Source organism: Flavobacterium sp. 5 (assembly GCF_002813295.1).
GTDB lineage: Bacteria > Bacteroidota > Bacteroidia > Flavobacteriales > Flavobacteriaceae > Flavobacterium.
Genome location: NZ_PHUE01000001.1, coordinates 1,719,144 through 1,739,241 on the forward strand (window position 1 = coordinate 1,719,144; position 20,098 = coordinate 1,739,241).

Genomic DNA, 20,098 nt, shown 5'->3' on the forward strand with positions numbered 1-20,098 from the left:
ATATGAAAAAGAAAATAACAGTTGGATTTTGGGAAACTATAGCCCGAATTGTACTTAAAAATAGAATAACAATACTTGGAGCAATTCTTGCCATTACCATTTTTCTTGCTTTTCAGTGGAAAAACTTAGGGATGACCTATACCGAAGCTAATCTACTTCCTAAAAAACATATTGTAAATAAACAATATCAGGACTTCTTAAATAAATTTGGAGAAGAAGGCAATCTTATCGTAATAGGATTTAAAAACAATACTTTTTTTACTCCCAAAGCTTTTGCTGCCTGGAATGAATTAATGACAGGTTTGAAAAATTCTAAAGAAGTAGATTTGGTTGTTTCTTTAAATGATTTAAAAAAACTTGAAAAAGATACTGTTGCTCAAAAATTCGAGTTGGCTCCACTTATTGATCAAAAACAAATTCAGAATCCAAAATATCTTCAAAAAATCAAATTTGAGTTATTCAACAATCTTCCTTTTTATGAAGGTTTACTATTTAACAAAGAATCTGGAAGTATTCGATCTGCAGTTTATCTCAATAAAAAAATTGTAAATACAGCAGCCAGAAAAACATTCATTCTGGAAAATCTTGTGCCAAAAATCGACAAGTTCGAAAAAACTACAGGTATTGATCTTCGCGTTTCGGGTATGCCTTACATTCGTACAATTAATGCCGAAAACATGAAAGGTGAAATTGGCTTATTCATTGGAGCTGCTTTATTTATTACCTCTTTAATTTTCTTTCTGTTTTTCCAATCATTCAGAGCCACTATTATTTCGATGTGTATATTGATTATAGGCGTAATGTGGTCTTTTGGAACACTTGGTCTATTTCATTATAAAATAACAATTCTTACCGCTATTATTCCGCCTTTAATTATTGTTATTGGGGTTACCAATTGTATCTTTTTGATTAACAAGTATCAACAGGAAATAAAATTACATCAAAATCAAGCCAAAGCTTTACAACGTGTAATTTCTACAATTGGAGTTTCTACATTAATGACCAATTTGACAACTGCTGCAGGTTTTGCCACCTTTATGATTACTGGAAATGACTTATTATTTGAATTTGGTTTAGTCACCTCAATAAATGTAATTACGGTTTATCTACTTACGCTAGTTATTGTACCTATTGTGTATAGCTTTATGGAGGTTCCAAAACCAGAACATTTAAAACACTTAACCAGAACCTACATTTCATCGCTTCTAGACTGGGTAGAAAACGTTGTAAAAAACCGTCGAAAAACAATCTATATTATTTATGGTGCATTCTTGATTTTTAGCGTAATTGGTGTTTCTCAAATAAAAGTTTCAGGAAGTTTAATTGGTGAAATGCCAAAATCCGCTTCTTTTTTTAAAGACATTATCTTTTTTGAAAAAGAGTTTAACGGAGTAATGCCATTAGAAATAATGGTAGACACCAAACATAAAAAAGGAGTATTGAAACTCTCAACGATGAAAAAAATGGATGAATTGCAAAAAACTATTGCATCGCTTCCAGAATTATCGAAACCAGTTTCTATTGTCAATTTAGTTAAATATTCCAAACAAGCATATTATAATGGTAAACCAGAATATTATGAATTGCCTACTTCACAAGAACAGGCTTTTATATTGTCGTATGCCAAAAATGCCACCAAAAACAGTAAAGACAACTTGATGAAAAGCTATGTAGATTCTACAGGACAATATGCCCGAATCACAACTTTCATGAAGGACATTGGAACTGAAGAAATGGAAAGAGTCGAAAATAAATTACAGACCAAAATAGACAGTATTTTTCCGAAAGAACGTTACAATGTTACCCTTACTGGAAAAGCCTTGGTTTTCCAAAAAGGAACTTCCTACCTTGTAGACAACCTTAGAGAATCACTAATATTTGCCATTTTTCTTATTGCGGGATTAATGACCTATTTGTTCCGTTCTGCAAAAATGGTTATGGCATCTGTAATTACAAACGTATTGCCGCTTTGTATCACATCTGGACTGATGGGTTATTTTGGTATTCCGTTAAAACCTTCTACAATATTAGTTTTTAGTATTGCTTTTGGTATTTCTGTAGACAATGCAATTCAGTTTATGGCAAAATACCGCTATGATCTGAATTTGAACAATGGTAAAATAAAAAAATCTGTTTTTAGTGCTTTGAGAGAAACGGGTATTAGTACTTTTTATACATCAGTGGTACTGATTGTAGGATTTGCGACTTTCACACTTTCAAGCTTCAGCGGAACAATTGCATTGGGAGGATTAATTTCATGTACACTTGCGTTTGCTATGTTTGCAAACTTATTGGTTTTACCTGCTTTGGTATTGACTTTTGAAAAAAAGAGAACCAAGAAAGAAGATCAGCCTCTGGAAGAGTAACTGATTATAAATTCAATACTATTACCTCTCCCGTCTTTAAGACGTAAATTCCAATATTTTTCGATAAAAAATCCAGCTCAAAAGGCTACCGTGTGGACACAAATAGTAAATATTACTTTTTAACCACAAATTTCACAAATTAGCACAAATTCGGTATAGTGAAAATAGTTATTGGGTTGATTTAGCATCTTCAAATTTGTGCTAATTTGTGAAATTTGTGCTTGATTTTATACTTATGTCCACACGGTAGCCTTTTGAGCTGGATTTTTTTATTGGATTCTTTTGGCTGACTTTGGAGATGTCTCAAACAAAATATTCTCATCGGCGTCGCAAAATAATTATTACGCCAGCCCACCCCTATTATACTAATGAGTCTTTTTATATCATAGTTATAAGATCTACAATTATTTCACACTAATGTCTACTGCTATAAATGCGCAGTATATGTACCTATTTTAACCATTACTACTTCCTCTACTACTGCTTTTGGGTAGTAGACCTACCCTTTATACCTCCTTTACCTACCCTTTTTGGGTAGTACTACTCCCCCTTTCAGGGAGTAAGACTCCTGCTTTGGGGGAGTAGACCTACCCCTTATACCCCCTTTACCTACCCTTTTTGGGTAGTACTACTCCCCCTTTTAGGGAGTAAGACACCTGCTTTGGGGGAGTATACCTACGGTTTATACCCCTTATGGCTCCCCATTTAGGGCAGTATCACTCCCGCTTTAGGGGTGCATAACAACCTAGCATCCATAAATTTACAGGTACGGAAAAATACTCATACGAGCAGAAATAATCTATTAACCTACTTTTAATTTAGGCTTTAGGAATAATAGTAGTGTTGCATAAATCTGAATTACAGACTGTAATACAGTAATGACAGCATTAAAAGGATGATTGGCAAATTCCTCTTTTATAAATTTTGGCAATGAATTGAATCCCAAAATGATTAAAAACAATAGGAGGAATTTAACCCAAGAGATTCCAAATCTAATAAGCAATCCTACAGCAAAAACTAATGAAATAGACATTACACAAAGGATTGTTGCTTTCTTTGACACAAGTATATCTGGTGAAAGCAAAAAATTAATACTACCAAGACCAGCAGATATAAAAATTAGATTTGATGATTTAATAAAATTGGTATTTAAAGAAGTTTTCATTTTCTGAATCAATTAGTGTGTATTTATAAATCAAACATAATTAATTATACCAGAAAAATTGACTCAAATAACAGATTAAAAAAAATAATAAATGACACCAAAAAGATATTTTAATTGTAACCTCTTTCAAAACTTAGAATTTTCTAAGAGATTTATTTTTCAGCAGATTATTCTAACCTTAGAATGACGAAAATAACATTAGTCAGAATCATTACTATTCTTCCTCTATTTTCTAAAAACTAATTACCTCAACTTAATTCCTTCTTAACAAACAATAATTCCACTACTGCCTAGCCCTGATGGGAGGGAAAATCCTTTTATTTTTTCTTTTTAAAAATAAAAGATTTGGAAGGACAGCAGGAAATTGCTTCTAAAAATTAGCAATGATAAATCCTGATTACACCAATACGTACCATGACAATTAAAACAAATCGATTATATTTGCAATAGAATTATAACATTAATTGTTTTAATTCAAATTCAGAAAATTCAAATCTAAAATTAAAATGAGACACACGAGAATTAAAGACTTACTAAACAGTACCTCGATACTTCATGAAGTAAATGCAAAAGGATGGGTTAGAACTTTTAGAAACAATCAATTTATCGCATTGAATGACGGTTCGACTATCAATAATATACAATGTGTTGTCGATTTTGAAAACACCCCAGAAGAAACTTTAAAAAGAATCACTACAGGTGCAGCAGTTTCGGTTACGGGAAATTTGGTGGAAAGTAAAGGCGCTGGACAGAAATATGAAATTCAGGTTACAAAACTAGAAATCCTTGGAGATTCGGACGCAGAGAAATTCCCAATGCAGCCTAAGAAACATTCTTTGGAATTCTTGCGTGAAAATGCGCATTTAAGAGTTAGAACAAATGCTTTTGGAGCAATCATGAGAGTACGTTCTGTTTTGTCGTATGCCGTTCATAGTTATTTTCAGCAAAAAGGATTTGTATATGTAAATACGCCAATCATTACGGGTGCTGATGCCGAAGGTGCCGGAGAAATGTTTCAAGTAACTTCGTTGCCCTTAGACAATTTACCAAAAAACGAAGAAGGCACTATTGATTACAAAAAAGATTTCTTTGGAAAACATACTAATCTTACGGTTTCGGGACAATTAGAAGGTGAAACTTTTGCGATGGCTTTGGGTCAGATTTATACTTTTGGACCAACATTTAGAGCTGAGAATTCAAATACTTCACGCCACTTGGCAGAATTTTGGATGATTGAACCAGAAGTAGCTTTCAATGATTTGGATGCCAATATGGATTTGGCAGAAGATTTTATTCAGTACGTGATTAAATATGTAATCGATAAATGTCCTGATGATTTAAAATTCTTGGAAGGCCGTTTATTAGAAGAAGAAAAGTCAAAGCCACAAGCTGAAAGAAGCGAAATGGCTTTGTTAGAAAAGTTGAATTTTGTTTTAGAAAATAACTTTAAACGTGTTTCATACACTGAAGCTATTGATATTTTAAGAGATTCAACTCCAAATAAAAAGAAAAAATTCCAATACATAATTAACGAATGGGGAGCTGATTTACAATCGGAACACGAGCGTTATTTAGTAGAAAAACACTTTAAATGCCCAGTAATCTTATTTGATTATCCTGCTAACATTAAAGCTTTCTACATGCGTTTGAATGAAGATGGAAAAACAGTTCGTGCGATGGATATTCTTTTCCCTGGAATTGGAGAAATCGTAGGAGGCTCTCAAAGAGAAGAGCGTTTTGATGTTTTGGTTGAAAAAATGAAAGCCTTAGGAATTGACGAAGAAGAATTATGGTGGTATTTAGATACACGCAGATTCGGATCAGCAGTTCACTCTGGCTTCGGACTTGGATTCGAAAGACTAGTGCTTTTTGTGACTGGAATGACAAACATACGTGATGTAATTGCTTTCCCGAGAACACCACAGAACGCAGAATTCTAAAAATAAGTTGATAGTTGGTAGTTGTTGGTTGATAACCTAACAACTATCAACCAATAACTAACAACAATACATATGCTAAAGCAATTTTTAAATTTAAAAATATCACAGAAATTATCTCCACAACAAATTCAGTTGATGAAGTTAATTCAATTGCCAACGCAAGCATTTGAACAACGATTGTTGGAAGAAATGAATGAAAATCCTGCTCTTGAATCTGGAAAAGAGGATGAGTATGAAAAAGACGAGTACGATACTGAAGAATTCGATGATTATGAAGATTCAGAAGCTGACAGAATGGAAGCCGAAGATATTAACTTAGACGAATACTTAAGCAGCGACGATACTCCCGATTATAAAACACAGGTCAATAATTACAGTGATGACGACGAAAGCAAGGAAACGCCATTTGCGGCAGCCATAAGTTTTCATCAAGACCTCATCAATCAACTAAACACTTTTATCCTGAGTGATGAAGAACGTGATATTGCTGAATTTTTGGTTGGAAGTATTGACGACACTGGATATATTAGAAGAAGTACTGCGGATTTAGTAGATGACATGGCGTTTACACAAGGACTTTACACCTCCGAAAAAGAAGTAGAATCCATTTTGCATATCATACACGAACTAGAACCGACGGGTGTGGGAGCAAGGGATTTGCAGGAATGTTTATTACTTCAGCTCAAGCACAAAACACCAACAGAATCTGTTGAATACGCAACAACTATAATCGAACATCATTTTGATGCTTTTGTGAGAAAGCATTATGATAAATTGACTCAAAAACTCAATATTTCCAATGAACAGCTTAAAAATGCTATTCACGAAATAGAGAGACTGAATCCAAAACCTGGTGGATCTTTTTCTGGAAATAATAAAATTACTGAGAATATAGTTCCTGATTTTGCTATTCGTATCGTTGATGGTGAACTCGAACTTACCTTAAATGGCCGAAACGCTCCTACTTTACATGTTTCCAAAGATTATCAGGAAATGATGCAAACGTATAAAGAATCGAAGGATAAATCACATTCTCAAAAAGATGCCGTACAGTTCATCAAACAAAAACTAGACTCGGCAAAATGGTTTATAGATGCTATAAAACAGCGTCAGGATACTTTGTTTGTAACGATGAATGCTATTATGCATTATCAAAAAGATTATTTACTGGATGGTGACGAAACCCGATTAAAACCAATGATCTTAAAAGACATTGCAGATATGATTGGACTCGACATATCCACCGTTTCCAGAGTAGCCAACAGTAAATATGTTGAAACTCCTTATGGGACAAAACTAATAAAAGAATTCTTCTCGGAAGCAATGAAAAATGATCAGGGCGAAGAAGTATCTACACTCGAAATCAAAAGAATTTTACAAAATACTATCGAAGAAGAAGACAAAAAAAATCCATTACCCGATGATCTTCTGGCTGAAATACTCAAAGAAAAAGGATATCCAATTGCTAGAAGAACTATAGCTAAATACCGCGAACAATTAGAAATTCCTGTGGCCCGCATGAGGAAAAAATTATAATTGTATTTCTCTAACCTTCTTCAAATCTCCTTTTACATTGAAAAAGATACTTCCCATATTTTCTTATATATTCCATCCGCTTTTCACACCGATACAAGCTTGTTTTTTATATTTTTTATTTCACAATGCCGACTATAATATCAAACAAATTACTTCCTTTTTTTGGCAGGTTTCAATTGTAACTATTTTAATTCCGATGGCATTGTACTACTTACTGCGTTTTACAGGTAAAATAGATTCTATAATGATTGCCGATTTAGAACAACGCAAAATACCACTAGTGTTTCAAAGCTTTTTAATAATTTTATTGCTGCGAAAAGGAATCCCATTAGAATATTATCCAGAATTACATTTTTTCTTCTTAGGCGCTTTATTTAGCACCTTATTCGCACTTGGCTTACTTTATATCAAATTTAAAGCCAGCCTTCACATGCTTGCCATTTCGGCCTTAACCGTTTTTGTTTTTGGATTGAATATTCACTTACAAATGGGAAGTGTATATCTTGTTCCTTTTTTATTATTGATGAATGGATTTGTAGCTTCCTCACGTTTGGTAATGCAGGCACATACTCCCAACGAAATAATTATTGGAGTACTATTGGGTAGCATTCCTCAAATAGCATTTCTTTTTTTATGGTTATAAAATATAAAAAATAACCCCTAGACTCAAAACATTCATAGTAACAGGTACAGAATCGATTTTAGCAGTCGATTTAAAAATGGAATTTAACCCATAATATATTTGTAAGTTAAAGGCACTATACCCCATTGAAAGGTAAACACCATAAAGTAACTCTTCAAAATCTTTATTATTTTTAATCACAATTTTTTGATTTCCATCATCAAAAACAGATTTATCGTATAACAAATAACTAACTTTAAAGCCTCCATATAGTCTAAAAAACTGAAAAGTCTCAGGTGTCGAATTACGCCATCTAAACTCAATTGGTATTTCTACCCGCAATTGTTCGAATCTATTTCTGTCATAACTAACATTTGATGGTATTATTCCATAAATTGGATTATCACTACTTCCAATAATAGCCAAGTTTTGAATATAATTGTTAAATGAAAAACCAATACCTGGAGCTATAGCAAAAGTTCTACTCTTATTCAATGGAAAATCTCGAAGGAATCCTGCACCAAAACCAAATGATATTTTATCTTGAGCGAGTCCTTCTGGTTTTTTTACAATTGAATTATAATTAAGCCCAGCATAAAATTGATCTTCTCTATATAGACTATCAATCTTGACATGTAAAGAGTCTATTGAGAACGTTGTCTCTTGAGAAAACCCTTTAAAAATTGATAAAAAAAGAAAACAACCAAGAAATAATCGCATCATTAGTTTGAGAGTTTAGTAGGCTTCAAAGGATTCAAAATCCGTCAAAACGTAATGCTTATGTATAGCTGTTACAAATATCATAAAAAAACGCTGAACCCCTTTAAGATTGAACGTTTTTTATTTTGCAGAGAGGAAGGATATTGAGTATTACACCAAATATCATTTCAAAAGACATTTGAAAAATTCCACTAAACAACTTAATTACAAATACAACTACTTAATTTAATGTGACTTTTGCAAATAAAAATTCATAAATAATTTAAAAAAACGAAATAATATAAAACCAACATCAGATTTTTAACGTAAATACTTATTTAGAATAAAAACTTAATTTACCAAAATCATGAAACCACAAACTAAACAAATAATTATCGTTTTAGTAGCGCTTTTCCTTATTAGTTGTAGTGCTGAAGAAATGAATCCAGCAACTACCGTTTCACCTAAACCTTCAGAAACAACACCAACTCCAACAACACCTACAGTACCTATTTCAAATTCAATCCATTATTTAGCCTTAGGTGATAGCTATACAATAGGTCAAAGTGTTTGTGAAACCTGCAGATATCCTGAACAACTCAAAACAAATTTGAAAACAATTTATCCTCAGACTGATTTTTCGTTAAAAATAATTGCTACAACAGGCTGGACAACCACTAATTTAATTTCAGCCATCAAAACTCAGAACCCTGATTCAAATTACGATTTGGTAACGCTTTTAATTGGTGTTAACAATCAATATCAACACATGGATTTTGCAGTATACCAAAAAGAATTTCCTGAATTATTAAACAAAGCCATAGCACTTGCAAAAGGCAACAACAAAAATGTCGTTGTACTTTCAATACCAGATTATGCATACACTCCCTTTGCTAAAAACTTTGACGAAATGGGAAGAGCAAAAATCTCAACCGAAATTGACCAATACAATACTTTCGCAGAAAACTTTTGTATAGCAAAAGACGTACAATTTATCTCGATTACAGATATAACTCGACAAGGACTTAACAATCCTAGTCTAGTCGCCTCAGATGGTTTGCATCCATCTGAAACTGCCTATAAAGCTTTTGTAGAAAGAATGCTTCCAAAAGTGAAGATTATTCTTCAGGATTAATATTTTATAGTTAATACTGTACATAACTACTTAAAACAAAATAGCATATAAAATAAAAAACCTAGAAATCGTAAGACTTCTAGGTTTTTTATTGCAGAGAGGATGGGATTCGAACCCACGATGCAGTTACCCACATACTAGCTTTCCAGGCTAGCTCCTTCAACCACTCGGACACCTCTCTTTGTTGGGGTGCAAATAACACAAAAAAAAATGGATTTAAAAAATATTTCTCCCGAATAATTACGGGCTTATGTCTCAACTAAATCTCTAAAAGCTTCAATAAACAAACCTATAGCTTTTTTTTCATACTCGCTTTTGATAGTTATAATGAATGATTTTCGTTCTGTTTTAACTCCTGTCAATTCTATTGCCTTGATTCCATGCCAATCTTTAAGTGCTTTTTCAGTCAAAATAGTTGCCCAGTCACTGGTTTCAATCATTTTTAATAGTGCGTGAATCGCATTAAGTTCAATCGGAATTTTGGGTTTCATATTGAATTTTTCAAATAAAGTATCCAAGAACTCTCTTGAATTAAATCCTCTTGATGGTAAAATCAAGGGAATATCCTGTAATTTTTTAAAAGGAATTGAATCTAATTTGGCTAATTCATTGTTTGTAGAAACCGCCATCACAAGCTTGGAAATGAACAAAGGGATTTTTTGCATAGGCAATTCAATTTCATTATTAGAAATTACCAAAACCAAATCAAGTTCATTTTGAAGTAGCTTATTTTGCAGTGGTTCTGTAGCCCCATATTCAACAATGATTTTTAGATCTGGGTATTTTTTAGCAAATAATTCAACCACAGGCAAAACCAGTAACCCAAAAATATAGGTAACTCCTATTCTTAATTCTCCTCCTATCAAATTATTCAAATCATCAATGGCTTGTTTTCCTGATTCTACGTCATCCATCACCCGTTTTGCGTGTTTCAAGAAAACTGCACCAGCTTCAGTCAATTGTACTTTCTTACCTGTTCTTAAAAACAAAGGCATTCCTAGTTCTTCTTCAAGCTTTTTAATCTGTTGTGACAAACCCGATTGCGAGACAAAACAAAGCTCAGAAGCTTTTGTAAAATGCAAAACATCTGCTAAGGCTACAAAATAACGCAATTGAAAAAGCTCCATTATTGATAAGTTTAAGTAATCATTATCAGTAAAATTAGTAATTTTTTTACTGATATTATAATCCCGACCTTTGTATCAAAGAAAAATAATTATGTTTAAAGCACTTAGATCTCGAAATTTCAAACTCTTCTTTTACGGACAATCCGTATCAGTAATTGGTACTTGGCTGCAAAAAACGGCTGTAAGTTGGATGGTTTATAGCATTACTGGTTCTGTATTTCTATTAGGATTAACAACTTTTTTAAGCATGATTCCTTCTCTATTCCTAGCTCCTTTAGCTGGAAGTATTATCGGTCGTTACAACAGACATAAAAGTATGATGATATTACAATCATTAGCCATGTTGCAAGCTGGTGCTTTGGCATTATTGATTTATTTGAAAATTTACAACATTACTTTTATATTGATTTTGAGTCTTATTCAAGGAATTATTAATGCTTTTGATATGACTTGTAGACAAACCATGATGGTAGATATTGTTGACAATAAAGAAGACCTACCTAATGCCGTTGCTCTGAATTCTACTTTAACAAATTTTGCTCGAATAGCTGGACCCGCTTTGGCAGGTATTATTCTTCATCAATACGGAGAAGACATTTGTTTTATTGGAAACTTCCTGAGTTATATCCCAGTACTGATTTCATTGGCTTTAATGAAAATACAACCCTACACAAAAGCAACTAATAAACTTAGAATGTTAGATGATTTTATTGAAGGCTTAGACTACGTTAAAAAAGAAAATCAAATGGCAAAAATGTTATTGATGCTTACTTGTAGTAGTTTGTTTGTAATCTCATTTAATACTTTAATGCCAGTTTTTGCAAAAGATATTTTCAACGGAAATGCGCAAACTTTTAGTTGGTTTGAAAGTGCCGCCGGAATTGGATCTATAATTTCAGCGATTTATTTAGCAAACTTAAAATCTAGCTCAAACATCGATAACATTATGATTGGTGCAAGTATTTTATTAGGAGCAAGTATAGTGATTCTTGCTTTATCAAATAGTCTTGCCTTAACGCTAATTTGTATGGTTTTAAGTGGAATTGGAATGATGGGACAAACTTCTTCTATAAACATTTACATTCAAACCAAAAGTACTTCGCACATGCGTTCCCGAAGCATTAGTTATTATATGATGGCATATCAAGGAATGATTCCAGTAGGAAGTTTAATAATTGGATATATTTCACACTCATTGGGAGTTCGTACAACCGTTGCTATTCAAGGCGTAATATGCCTTATTTCTGTAGTTGTTTATTTGTATTACAAAAATCTAAAATCTACAGAAGAATTAGAAACTTGCCCTGTTCGCTACAAAAACTAATGTAATTTAAAGAGAAATCTCTCCCCTTAAAGAAGTTTCGAAAACAGTTTTGAAATCTTCTTGAGGTATATTATGTCCCAACAAATACATCAATTTAGTGATAGCTGCTTCTGTTGTAATGTCTTTACCAGAAACAACACCAAGATTTTTCAATACGGTACTGGTTTCATATTTCCCCATATCTACACTTCCGCCAGAACATTGAGTTACATTCACAATATACAAACCTTTGTTGATTGTTTTTTTGATTAAATCTAAAAACCAATCCTCAGTTGGCGCATTTCCTGCTCCGTAAGTTTCGATAATGATTCCTTTTAAATCTGAAATAGACAAGATTGTAGACAAAACAGATTCGCTCATTCCAGGAAACATCTTTATAATAGCAACTCTATTATCTAAACGAGTATGAACAATTAAATTATCATTGTTACTAACAGGTAAAAACAATTGTTTGTTTAAAGTAAGATTGACACCCGACTCTACTAAATGAGGATAATTTGGAGATGCAAAGGCATTAAAATGTTCTGCGCTTATTTTAGTTGTTCGATTACCACGGTACAATTTGTATTCAAAATACAAACAAACTTCACCAATTAAGGGTTGCCCATTTTCTTGTAAAGAGGCAATTTGAATAGCTGTAATTAAATTTTCTTTCGCATCTGTTCTCAAATCTCCAATAGGCAGCTGAGATCCAGTAAAAATAATAGGTTTCGAAAGATTTTCGAACATAAAACTCAATGCAGAAGCTGAATATGACATTGTATCTGATCCATGCAAAACCACAAAGCCATCAAAATTTTCGTAATTACTCTCGATAGTACGGGCAATTTCAGTCCAATGTTCCGGATTCATATTGGATGAATCTATTGGATTTTTGAAAGAAAAAGTATCTATCTCACAATCCAATAGTTTTAATTCTGGGATATTATGCAGGAGTTTACTAAAATTAAAAGCTTTGAGAGCTCCTGTTTCAAAATCCTTACTCATACCAATGGTTCCACCGGTATAAATCAAAAAAATTCTAGGTTTAGAGCGCAAGTGCATCAACATATTTTAACTTATTAACAACTGGATTTGCATACATATCCAAAAAGCCTTGTTTAGCAACTGGATGTTCATGATCAATTCTCATTTCTAATCGTCTCTCAAAAAGAAGTTTCTCGTTCTCAGTGTACAAATGAGCAAAACATGTGCAGTTATTCAAAATATCATACGCAATAAAATTGGTAGTCCACAGCTTGTAATTCGTCAAAATAGAATCATCAATTACTTGTGCCAATGCTTGTACCTGCTTATTAGTAGTATCTACATTTTTGATAATATCATCAATTTCAGTATCCAGTACATCACCTATATGTATGTGTATTCTTTTCTTTTGCCCAATAATTCCACTCAACAAAGTCTTAAAATCTTCATTTTTCTCTTTGATGTAAATTTCATTATTTGCTTCAGCCAATAATTGTGGCATTTTCAAAGCATCGGTAGGATCATATTCATAAGAAATAGAAACTGGTACGATTTTAATTTTCTTAAAATAATCCATTATATTAGGCTCATCAGATCCCATGCCTATCATTTTCAAAACTCCAGGATTAGTTTCATCATTTCCGTCTTTGGTTCTTCCTTCGCGTTGCGCAATCCAAACTGAACGATTTTCATGCAACAACAGCTGCGCCATATATTCTGACAGTAATTTGGAACTCACTAATAATTCTCTTGGCGATAATCCTCGCTGAACCAAAAAATTTCTGTTTAATTTCGATAATATTTTTAAAAATGATTTTTTGACCAAATTATCACCAATTGCTGATGAAGTCATATCCAAACCATTATCAAACAAAGAAGCGTTCAATAATGTAGTATCCAAAACAATATCTCTATGATTGGAGACAAATAAATAAGCTGTGTTTTTTTCTAACTTCTCAAAACCCGAAGTTGTTAACCCCTCCGAACTTTTTTCCAAAACCTGCTGCACTCCAAAATAGATGAAGTTGCATTGAAAATCACGAATAGAGTGTGTTTTACGAAGTTGCACTTTCCAAATTTCATCATCTACTCCAGGAAAACAAAAGTTCATCAAAGCTTTCATCATCGGATGATCAATTACTTTTATTATTCCTTCGTTTATTTCGGAATCATAAAAAGACCGGATCGCATCAAATTTATTCATTTTTGTTTTCAATTTAGTTGGACAAAAGAACAAAAAAAATATTAAAGTTACAGAAATTTGGCATTAAATCCCGAATATTTCTATTGAATTGTTGGTTGTCACAGTTCCAATTTCATCGGCAGAAACACTATAAATCTGAGCCAATTTATCGACAACATTTACCAAATAGCTGCTCTCATTACGTTTTCCACGATACGGAATCGGAGCCAGATAAGGAGAATCGGTTTCCAGAACAATATGTTTCAAATCGATTTTATTCAAAAACTGATCTATTTTACCGTTTTTAAAAGTAACCACTCCGCCTATTCCTAATTTCATATTATAGGATATTGCCTGTAAAGCCTGTTCGCAAGTTCCCGTAAAACAATGAAAAATCCCAAATAATTCAGGTGATTTCTCTTCTTCTAAAATTTCAAATATTTCGTCAAAAGCTTCACGACAATGAATCACAATTGGAAGTCTATACTGCTTGGCTAGCTGAATTTGCCTTCTAAAAGCAATTTGCTGTTCGACCAAATGCGTTTTATCCCAGTACAAATCAATACCAATTTCGCCAATAGCAAAAAACTTTCTTTTTGCTAACTCATTCTCTACATGTTGCAATTCTTCCAGATAATTTCCTTTTACATAAGTAGGATGCAGACCCATCATCAGGAATACATTGTCGGGATATTGTTGTTCCAAATCATACATGCTTTGCGTACAGGTAGAATCTATTGCAGGAACAAAAAAACGAGAAACGCCATTATCAATGGCACGCTGCATCATTTCGCTTCGATCCAAATCAAATTCTTCTGAATATAAATGAGTATGTGTGTCGGTAAGTATTGCTTTTGTTTCCAAGTGTAAAATTTAATGTTGCAAAATTACTCCAAAAAAGGGCTTTACCAAAAAAGGAGTTACACAAAGTTCCATAAAAAAGACTCGCAACGATTACAAAATCACTGCGAGTCTTTATAAAATTAAATCTCTTACGTTGTTAATCCAATGCTTTCAGCAAAGATTCAACCTCATCATAATCCTCAAAATCATGAGAAATAGCCATCAATAACTTTTTACTTTCTTTATCTTTTTTACGTTTCAACATACTCAAAGCCAGTCTCCATGTCGCTTTATCTTTATAAATGGAATTTCCTGATTTCAATGCAATAAAAATAGCATCCGACTCTACAAATCTATCTTCTTCAAGCAAACTCATTCCGTAAAAATATTGAATTTCGACACTATTATCCGTTTTCAAAATGCTTTCAAAAAACGGAATTGCAACTTTATATTGTTTTGCATTAAAAGCATCCTGAGCTAATTTCAACGTATCATTCATCTCCCCGCGTTCTGTAAAAAAAGCAGTTTCGGGATGATTGTATTCCTCAAACGTAGGATCTGCTTTTTGATTCAGAAAAAATAAACCTATCAAAACTGCTACCGATGCCGCAACACCATAATACCAAGGTTTAAAAACCACGACCTTTTCTTTCGGTTTATTAAAATGAGTTTTAGAAATCCCTTCCAAATTCTCTTTGAAAGCTTTTAATTCGGGAGCATTTCCGAATTTATTAGTCAAATGAAAATTTAATTCCTTGAAAGCATCAAAAGCCGAAGCGAATTCCGCATCTGCTCTCAATTGATTCTCAAAAATCAACTTATCGTCATCGCTCATTTCGCCCCGAAGGTATTCATCAAATGCTAAAAAATGTTCTTCCTTCATGACTCGTTTTTTAAAGATTTAAAGCGATTAGTTTCTTGAATCCATTGTGTCAATTGACCAATGCACAGTGATTTTTTCTTCCGAACATAACCATAGGTTACATTCAGTTTTTCTGCAACTTCTTCCATCGATGGAAGCGAAAAACTCAGCTTCAAAACTTCTTGGCATTTCTCCCCTAGTTTAGAAAACATCATATCATACAATTGTTGCTTCTCATCAAAATGTTCCGTTTGCAAAACCATCTCGTCAGTAGATTCATGTATAGATGTCAATTCTTCCTTAATTGTTACCCCTTTATTTGATTGTTTTTTCAACTCATTGAGCCACTTTCGTTTACACAGTAAAAAAAAGTAAGCATCAAAGGGACAAGTCAGTTTCAACTGTTGCACTTTAGCTTGATTAAAAAGCAAAATCAACACTTCCTGAATCACATCCTGAGCCTGATCGGCATCGCCAGAGTTATTCTTTATATACGAAACCACCTTTGGCACAAACTTCTTATAAATAACATGAATAACCGCCGAATCATTATTCGCAAGTCCCTCAATATACAGTTGATCGGAATGAACATTCGTAGTCGCCATAAAAAAAATTTTATCGAAAATAGTAAAAAAGAGAGACAAACCATTCTCCCTTAATATATAAGTATTTCAAAAACCTTTGGGCGTAACCCCATTAGAAAAAGAGGCCTGTTCTACTTTACGAATATTTGGCCTCTTTCTCTACTGCGGTCAGGCTATCCGTGCTACTTCGGTAGCTTACTTCTATCCTTTACGCACATCACGTTCAAGCAACTATCCTAACAGGTTTTGGAAACCTTTTAAAACAATACAAATCCTTCAATTTCATAAAAAAAATAAAAATCTTAAAACAGGGGTAACAAATCCAAAATCAAATTGATATAACCCTATAAATCAATAATTGAAACTTTTTAAACTATTAGATTATGAAAAAATTAAAAAAATTAGGAATCACTTTTGCTCATAAACTCTGGGCATTAATTACCCGATAAAAAAATTTACAATTAATAGGGTAACAATTCAAACAGCAAGTTGATATACTACTGGAAAGAAAATTTAAAAACAAGGGTAACAATATCAAACCTTAATTGATATAAGATTATAAAACAATTAACAACCAGAATCTGAAAATAGCTTAAGACAAATTAAGTCAGATTTAAAAAAACTAGAAATCATGAACAAGAATTTAAAATCAATCGCATTATTATTTTTTGGAGTAATTTCAATCACAAGTTGTACAAACGACGATACACCAACAACTGAATTACCTAACATTCCAGCAAACGCAACCGAATTTGCTGTCGTAAGAACCGAAGCCTTAACTAAACTAAAACAAACTTTCTCAATCACCGAAGCCTCTGGAACAGTAACTCTAACTTCCGCTAAAGGAGTGAAAATTTACATCAACCGAGATAACTTACGAAAAAATGGTAATCCGGTAACAGGTACAATCAACATTGATTATGTGGAAATATTTGACAAAGGGCACATGCTAGTAGCAAACAAACCAACGATGGGATTAACCACAGATGGCAAGAAAAACTTATTGATTTCTGGCGGCGAATTTTATATAAAAGCTTCACAAGACGGAGTTGCACTAGAAACATTGGCCAATATTACCCTTCTTGTCCCAGCAGGCTTAACAGACGGACTAGATGCAGCAATGACACTTTGGATTGGTAATGCAGAAGATCCTGAAAACTTAGTTTGGAAAAATGCAGCAGATGGTGCCAATGGAGTAAAAGGAGGAGTACAAGGAGAAGGTAACAACTATTATGTATCCTTTGGCAACTTTGGATGGACTAATGTAGATCGTTTTTATAGTGATCCAAGACCAAAAACAACTATTCTTGCAGACGCTCCAGAAGGATATGACAATACCAACAGTGCTATTTATTTATCCTATGATGGCGAAGGTCAAAATGCCCTTGCAAAACTAGACACCTATACAACAGCAGGATTATTCAGTGAGCACTATGGGCAAATTCCAATTGGATTGGCTTGTCACGTAATTTTTGCCACCGAAGATAATGGCCAATGGAGATATGCAATCAAAGCTGTTACTGTAGCCGCAAATGATGTATATACTTTTACATTAGCAGAAACAACAGTAGGAACCGAAGATCAATTAGTAGCCGCAATCAATGCTATTCAATAAGTTACAAATTCAAATAAACAAAAAAAGTGGTGATTTGCTCACCGCTTTTTTTTACATTTAAAAATAATTTGAATTTAAATTGTGTTTTAAACATTCCCAAAGCTATAATGACCGACCAAAATAACCAAATATGAACCAATCGTTAATAGTCTTTTTTTTCATCATTACATTTCCTTTTTATGCTCAAACCAAAATAAAAGACACCATTACCCGTAGAGCTACAATTACATATAATCAAAACGGAAATTCAGTTAATTTTAAACCAGAAACTCCTCCATTAATCCCTATAGCTGGTGCTCCAAAACCAAGCTATTCTTATCTATGGGAATTAGGAGATGGTCACTTTAGTAAAGAAGCTGAGCCCAAACATACCTATAAAAACAAAGGAACATATACCGCCAGACTAACCGTAACCAACAATTACGACAACGGAAAACCACCAGCTACCCGACCAAAAAAAGTAGTAGTCAACGATATTTCAGATACAACCTTTCAAGACATTGCTTCTATTGTCAATCAAGATGGCTTGTCTATTCAAAAAAATTGCGACCCAATTCCCGAACAGGAAATGCAAGTAATCGTTAGTTATCAAAATTTAGAGAACTATGTTACCAACGGGAAACTGTATCTTTTTTACAATGAAAAGGAATTCAAAAACAACAATTTCGATTTAGAAGAAGTAAGACCTTATGCTAATGAACGAATTGTTCAAGAAAACAATTTGGTTTCAGTCGACGATATCAATAATTCGAATCGCTATGTGGCATCCAACGAAACTTTGGTATTTACTAAAAAATATAGAGAACCCAGCAATGAAACCGATTTAGATTCTACTTTAATAAAAGCAAAAAACAGCTATAAAAATGTTTCTGTTTTAGAAATCGACGATCATAATCCTGGTGAAACCCGAAATGTATTTTTCTCTTTCAAAACTACTCCGGAAATGATTAAAGATACTAGCGCCACGATAACTATGCGTAGCATTTATGTACCCAACCGAAGTTTTAAAAACCATAAAATAAAAAACCTCGAAATGGAAATTGTTACTTCTCATGATCCTAACAAAATGGGATCCAATGGAAGTTTTATGAACTACCGATTTGTACGATACAAAAGAGTAAAATTCAAAACCCGCTTCCAAAATAATGGCGAAGGACCAGCCAGAAAAATACAACTCGAAACAGACATTCCTGACATGTTTGACAAAAAAACTTTAAAAATTGAGGGAATGTATCCCGAGTGCCCTATTTGTCCAAAAGGAGAAACTCCTACAATAAGTTGTCTGGATACCATTGTGAGAAATACTCAGATATTTTTTGTTTTCAGAAACATCTATTTACCTGGAAGTAATCAAAAAAATGTAAAAGAAATTGACAGCACCAAAGGTTTTGTAAAATACTCGATGAAATTCAATGAAGACTTTCATAAAATAAAAACCAAAAGTAGAACAGCTATTATTTTCGACAAGAACGAACCTATCATTACCAATTACGCCACTACTCGATTTACTCCTGGCATATCTATTGGTGCAAAGGCGGGTTACAACATATACTCCAATTTAGAAAACGCCAAAAGTTATTTTGTTGGAGCTACAATCTCTCCCTTTAAATCCTACCGTTATTATGTACAAGCCGAATTTTTGAACAGTTTCACCTCTTATGATGATGCAACGACTTTTACAGAAAAACTAAACCAAGATTCAGGTGCTGTACAATTAAATCGCATTACCACATCGTTTGAAAACAAGAACATCAATTGGGAAATTCCAGTATTGTTTCGATATAACATTTCAACTTATTTTGGTGTGGGAGCAGGAGCTCAAATCAATATTAATGTTTCAGAAAAACAAACTCAAAACATAGAAACGAAAGTCTATGAAGGGAATTCAGAAAAATTATTATTACGAACAGATTACTCGACGGTTACAACTACAAATTCATTTCCAGAGTTAAAATCAGGATTATTATTTGATTTTACTGCTGGTTTTTCCAGAATTGGCCCTAGCTTTGGGGCACGTTATGTACTTAACTTTGACAATAATTTTAATTATTATCAGTTATATGCTATTTGGAAGTTTTAGAGTTTTGACCTATAAAACAAAATTTGATTCTCCAATTTTTTAAATTTTAAT

16 protein-coding genes and 1 tRNA gene are annotated in these 20,098 nt (G+C 33.1%); 8 read left to right on the plus strand and 9 right to left on the minus strand.

The window, feature by feature from the left end:
- Positions 1-2: 2 nt before the first annotated feature.
- Positions 3-2,366, plus strand: a complete 2,364-nt coding sequence (locus tag CLU82_RS07135; RefSeq protein ID WP_100842440.1) for an RND family transporter — start codon at positions 3-5, stop codon at positions 2,364-2,366.
- An 802-nt stretch (positions 2,367-3,168) separates the two neighbouring features.
- Here the strand turns inward: CLU82_RS07135 and CLU82_RS07140 are convergent.
- Entirely contained in the window at positions 3,169-3,531 is a 363-nt protein-coding gene (locus CLU82_RS07140; protein ID WP_100842441.1) for a hypothetical protein, read from the minus strand.
- 506 nt (positions 3,532-4,037) lie between these two features.
- Between CLU82_RS07140 and asnS the strand changes: the two genes are divergently transcribed.
- From asnS to CLU82_RS07155, 3 genes are all read left to right on the plus strand, one after another.
- The gene (gene asnS, locus CLU82_RS07145) at positions 4,038-5,471 is read left to right on the plus strand and encodes an asparagine--tRNA ligase (RefSeq protein ID WP_100842442.1); all 1,434 of its coding nucleotides are present in this window, start codon (positions 4,038-4,040) and stop codon (positions 5,469-5,471) included.
- Between the two features lie 72 nt (positions 5,472-5,543).
- The gene (gene rpoN, locus CLU82_RS07150) at positions 5,544-7,007 is read left to right on the plus strand and encodes an RNA polymerase factor sigma-54 (RefSeq protein ID WP_100842443.1); all 1,464 of its coding nucleotides are present in this window, start codon (positions 5,544-5,546) and stop codon (positions 7,005-7,007) included.
- A gap of 37 nt (positions 7,008-7,044) precedes the next feature.
- Positions 7,045-7,650 (plus strand): hypothetical protein, encoded by a 606-nt coding sequence (locus CLU82_RS07155; RefSeq protein WP_100842444.1) that lies wholly within the window; start codon positions 7,045-7,047, stop codon positions 7,648-7,650.
- On the opposite strand, the gene CLU82_RS07160 is transcribed toward CLU82_RS07155, so the two are convergent.
- A complete protein-coding gene (locus tag CLU82_RS07160; RefSeq protein ID WP_100842445.1) occupies positions 7,645-8,352 on the minus strand; it encodes a porin family protein in 708 nt (235 codons plus the stop codon). The two genes, CLU82_RS07155 and CLU82_RS07160, sit on opposite strands and share 6 nt — an antisense overlap.
- Positions 8,353-8,695: 343 nt before the next feature.
- On the opposite strand from CLU82_RS07160, the gene CLU82_RS07165 reads away from it, so the two are divergent.
- Entirely contained in the window at positions 8,696-9,463 is a 768-nt protein-coding gene (locus CLU82_RS07165) for an SGNH/GDSL hydrolase family protein (RefSeq protein ID WP_100842446.1), read from the plus strand.
- A 94-nt stretch (positions 9,464-9,557) separates the two neighbouring features.
- Here CLU82_RS07165 and CLU82_RS07170 read toward each other — a convergent pair.
- Together CLU82_RS07170 and CLU82_RS07175 are read right to left on the minus strand one after the other, a co-directional pair.
- A tRNA-Ser gene (locus CLU82_RS07170) sits at positions 9,558-9,644 on the minus strand.
- Positions 9,645-9,711: 67 nt separating this feature from the next.
- The gene (locus tag CLU82_RS07175) at positions 9,712-10,590 is read right to left on the minus strand and encodes a LysR substrate-binding domain-containing protein (RefSeq protein WP_100842447.1); all 879 of its coding nucleotides are present in this window, start codon (positions 10,588-10,590) and stop codon (positions 9,712-9,714) included.
- 91 nt (positions 10,591-10,681) lie between these two features.
- Here CLU82_RS07175 and CLU82_RS07180 point away from each other — a divergent pair, with 91 nt between their 5' ends.
- Positions 10,682-11,914 (plus strand): MFS transporter, encoded by a 1,233-nt coding sequence (locus tag CLU82_RS07180; protein WP_100842448.1) that lies wholly within the window; start codon positions 10,682-10,684, stop codon positions 11,912-11,914.
- 6 nt (positions 11,915-11,920) lie between these two features.
- Here CLU82_RS07180 and CLU82_RS07185 read toward each other — a convergent pair whose 3' ends face one another.
- The 5 genes from CLU82_RS07185 to CLU82_RS07205 form a co-directional block, all read right to left on the minus strand.
- Positions 11,921-12,952: an asparaginase gene (locus tag CLU82_RS07185; RefSeq protein WP_100844962.1), complete on the minus strand. Its 1,032-nt coding sequence runs from the start codon at positions 12,950-12,952 to the stop codon at positions 11,921-11,923.
- Positions 12,942-14,084, minus strand: a complete 1,143-nt coding sequence (locus CLU82_RS07190) for a 1-acyl-sn-glycerol-3-phosphate acyltransferase (RefSeq protein ID WP_100842449.1) — start codon at positions 14,082-14,084, stop codon at positions 12,942-12,944. The genes CLU82_RS07185 and CLU82_RS07190 overlap by 11 nt, the downstream gene beginning before the upstream one ends.
- A gap of 63 nt (positions 14,085-14,147) precedes the next feature.
- Entirely contained in the window at positions 14,148-14,927 is a 780-nt protein-coding gene (locus CLU82_RS07195; RefSeq protein WP_100842450.1) for a TatD family hydrolase, read from the minus strand.
- 136 nt (positions 14,928-15,063) lie between these two features.
- On the minus strand, positions 15,064-15,789 hold the full coding sequence (locus CLU82_RS07200) for a hypothetical protein (RefSeq protein WP_100842451.1): 726 nt from the start codon (positions 15,787-15,789) through the stop codon (positions 15,064-15,066).
- Entirely contained in the window at positions 15,786-16,373 is a 588-nt protein-coding gene (locus CLU82_RS07205) for an RNA polymerase sigma factor (protein ID WP_100842452.1), read from the minus strand. Before CLU82_RS07205 ends, CLU82_RS07200 begins: the two co-directional genes overlap by 4 nt.
- 610 nt (positions 16,374-16,983) lie before the next feature.
- Here CLU82_RS07205 and CLU82_RS07210 point away from each other — a divergent pair.
- Entirely contained in the window at positions 16,984-17,967 is a 984-nt protein-coding gene (locus tag CLU82_RS07210; RefSeq protein WP_100842453.1) for a hypothetical protein, read from the plus strand.
- A 130-nt stretch (positions 17,968-18,097) separates the two neighbouring features.
- Positions 18,098-20,047: a PKD domain-containing protein gene (locus tag CLU82_RS07215; protein ID WP_100842454.1), complete on the plus strand. Its 1,950-nt coding sequence runs from the start codon at positions 18,098-18,100 to the stop codon at positions 20,045-20,047.
- Positions 20,048-20,098: the final 51 nt, after the last annotated feature.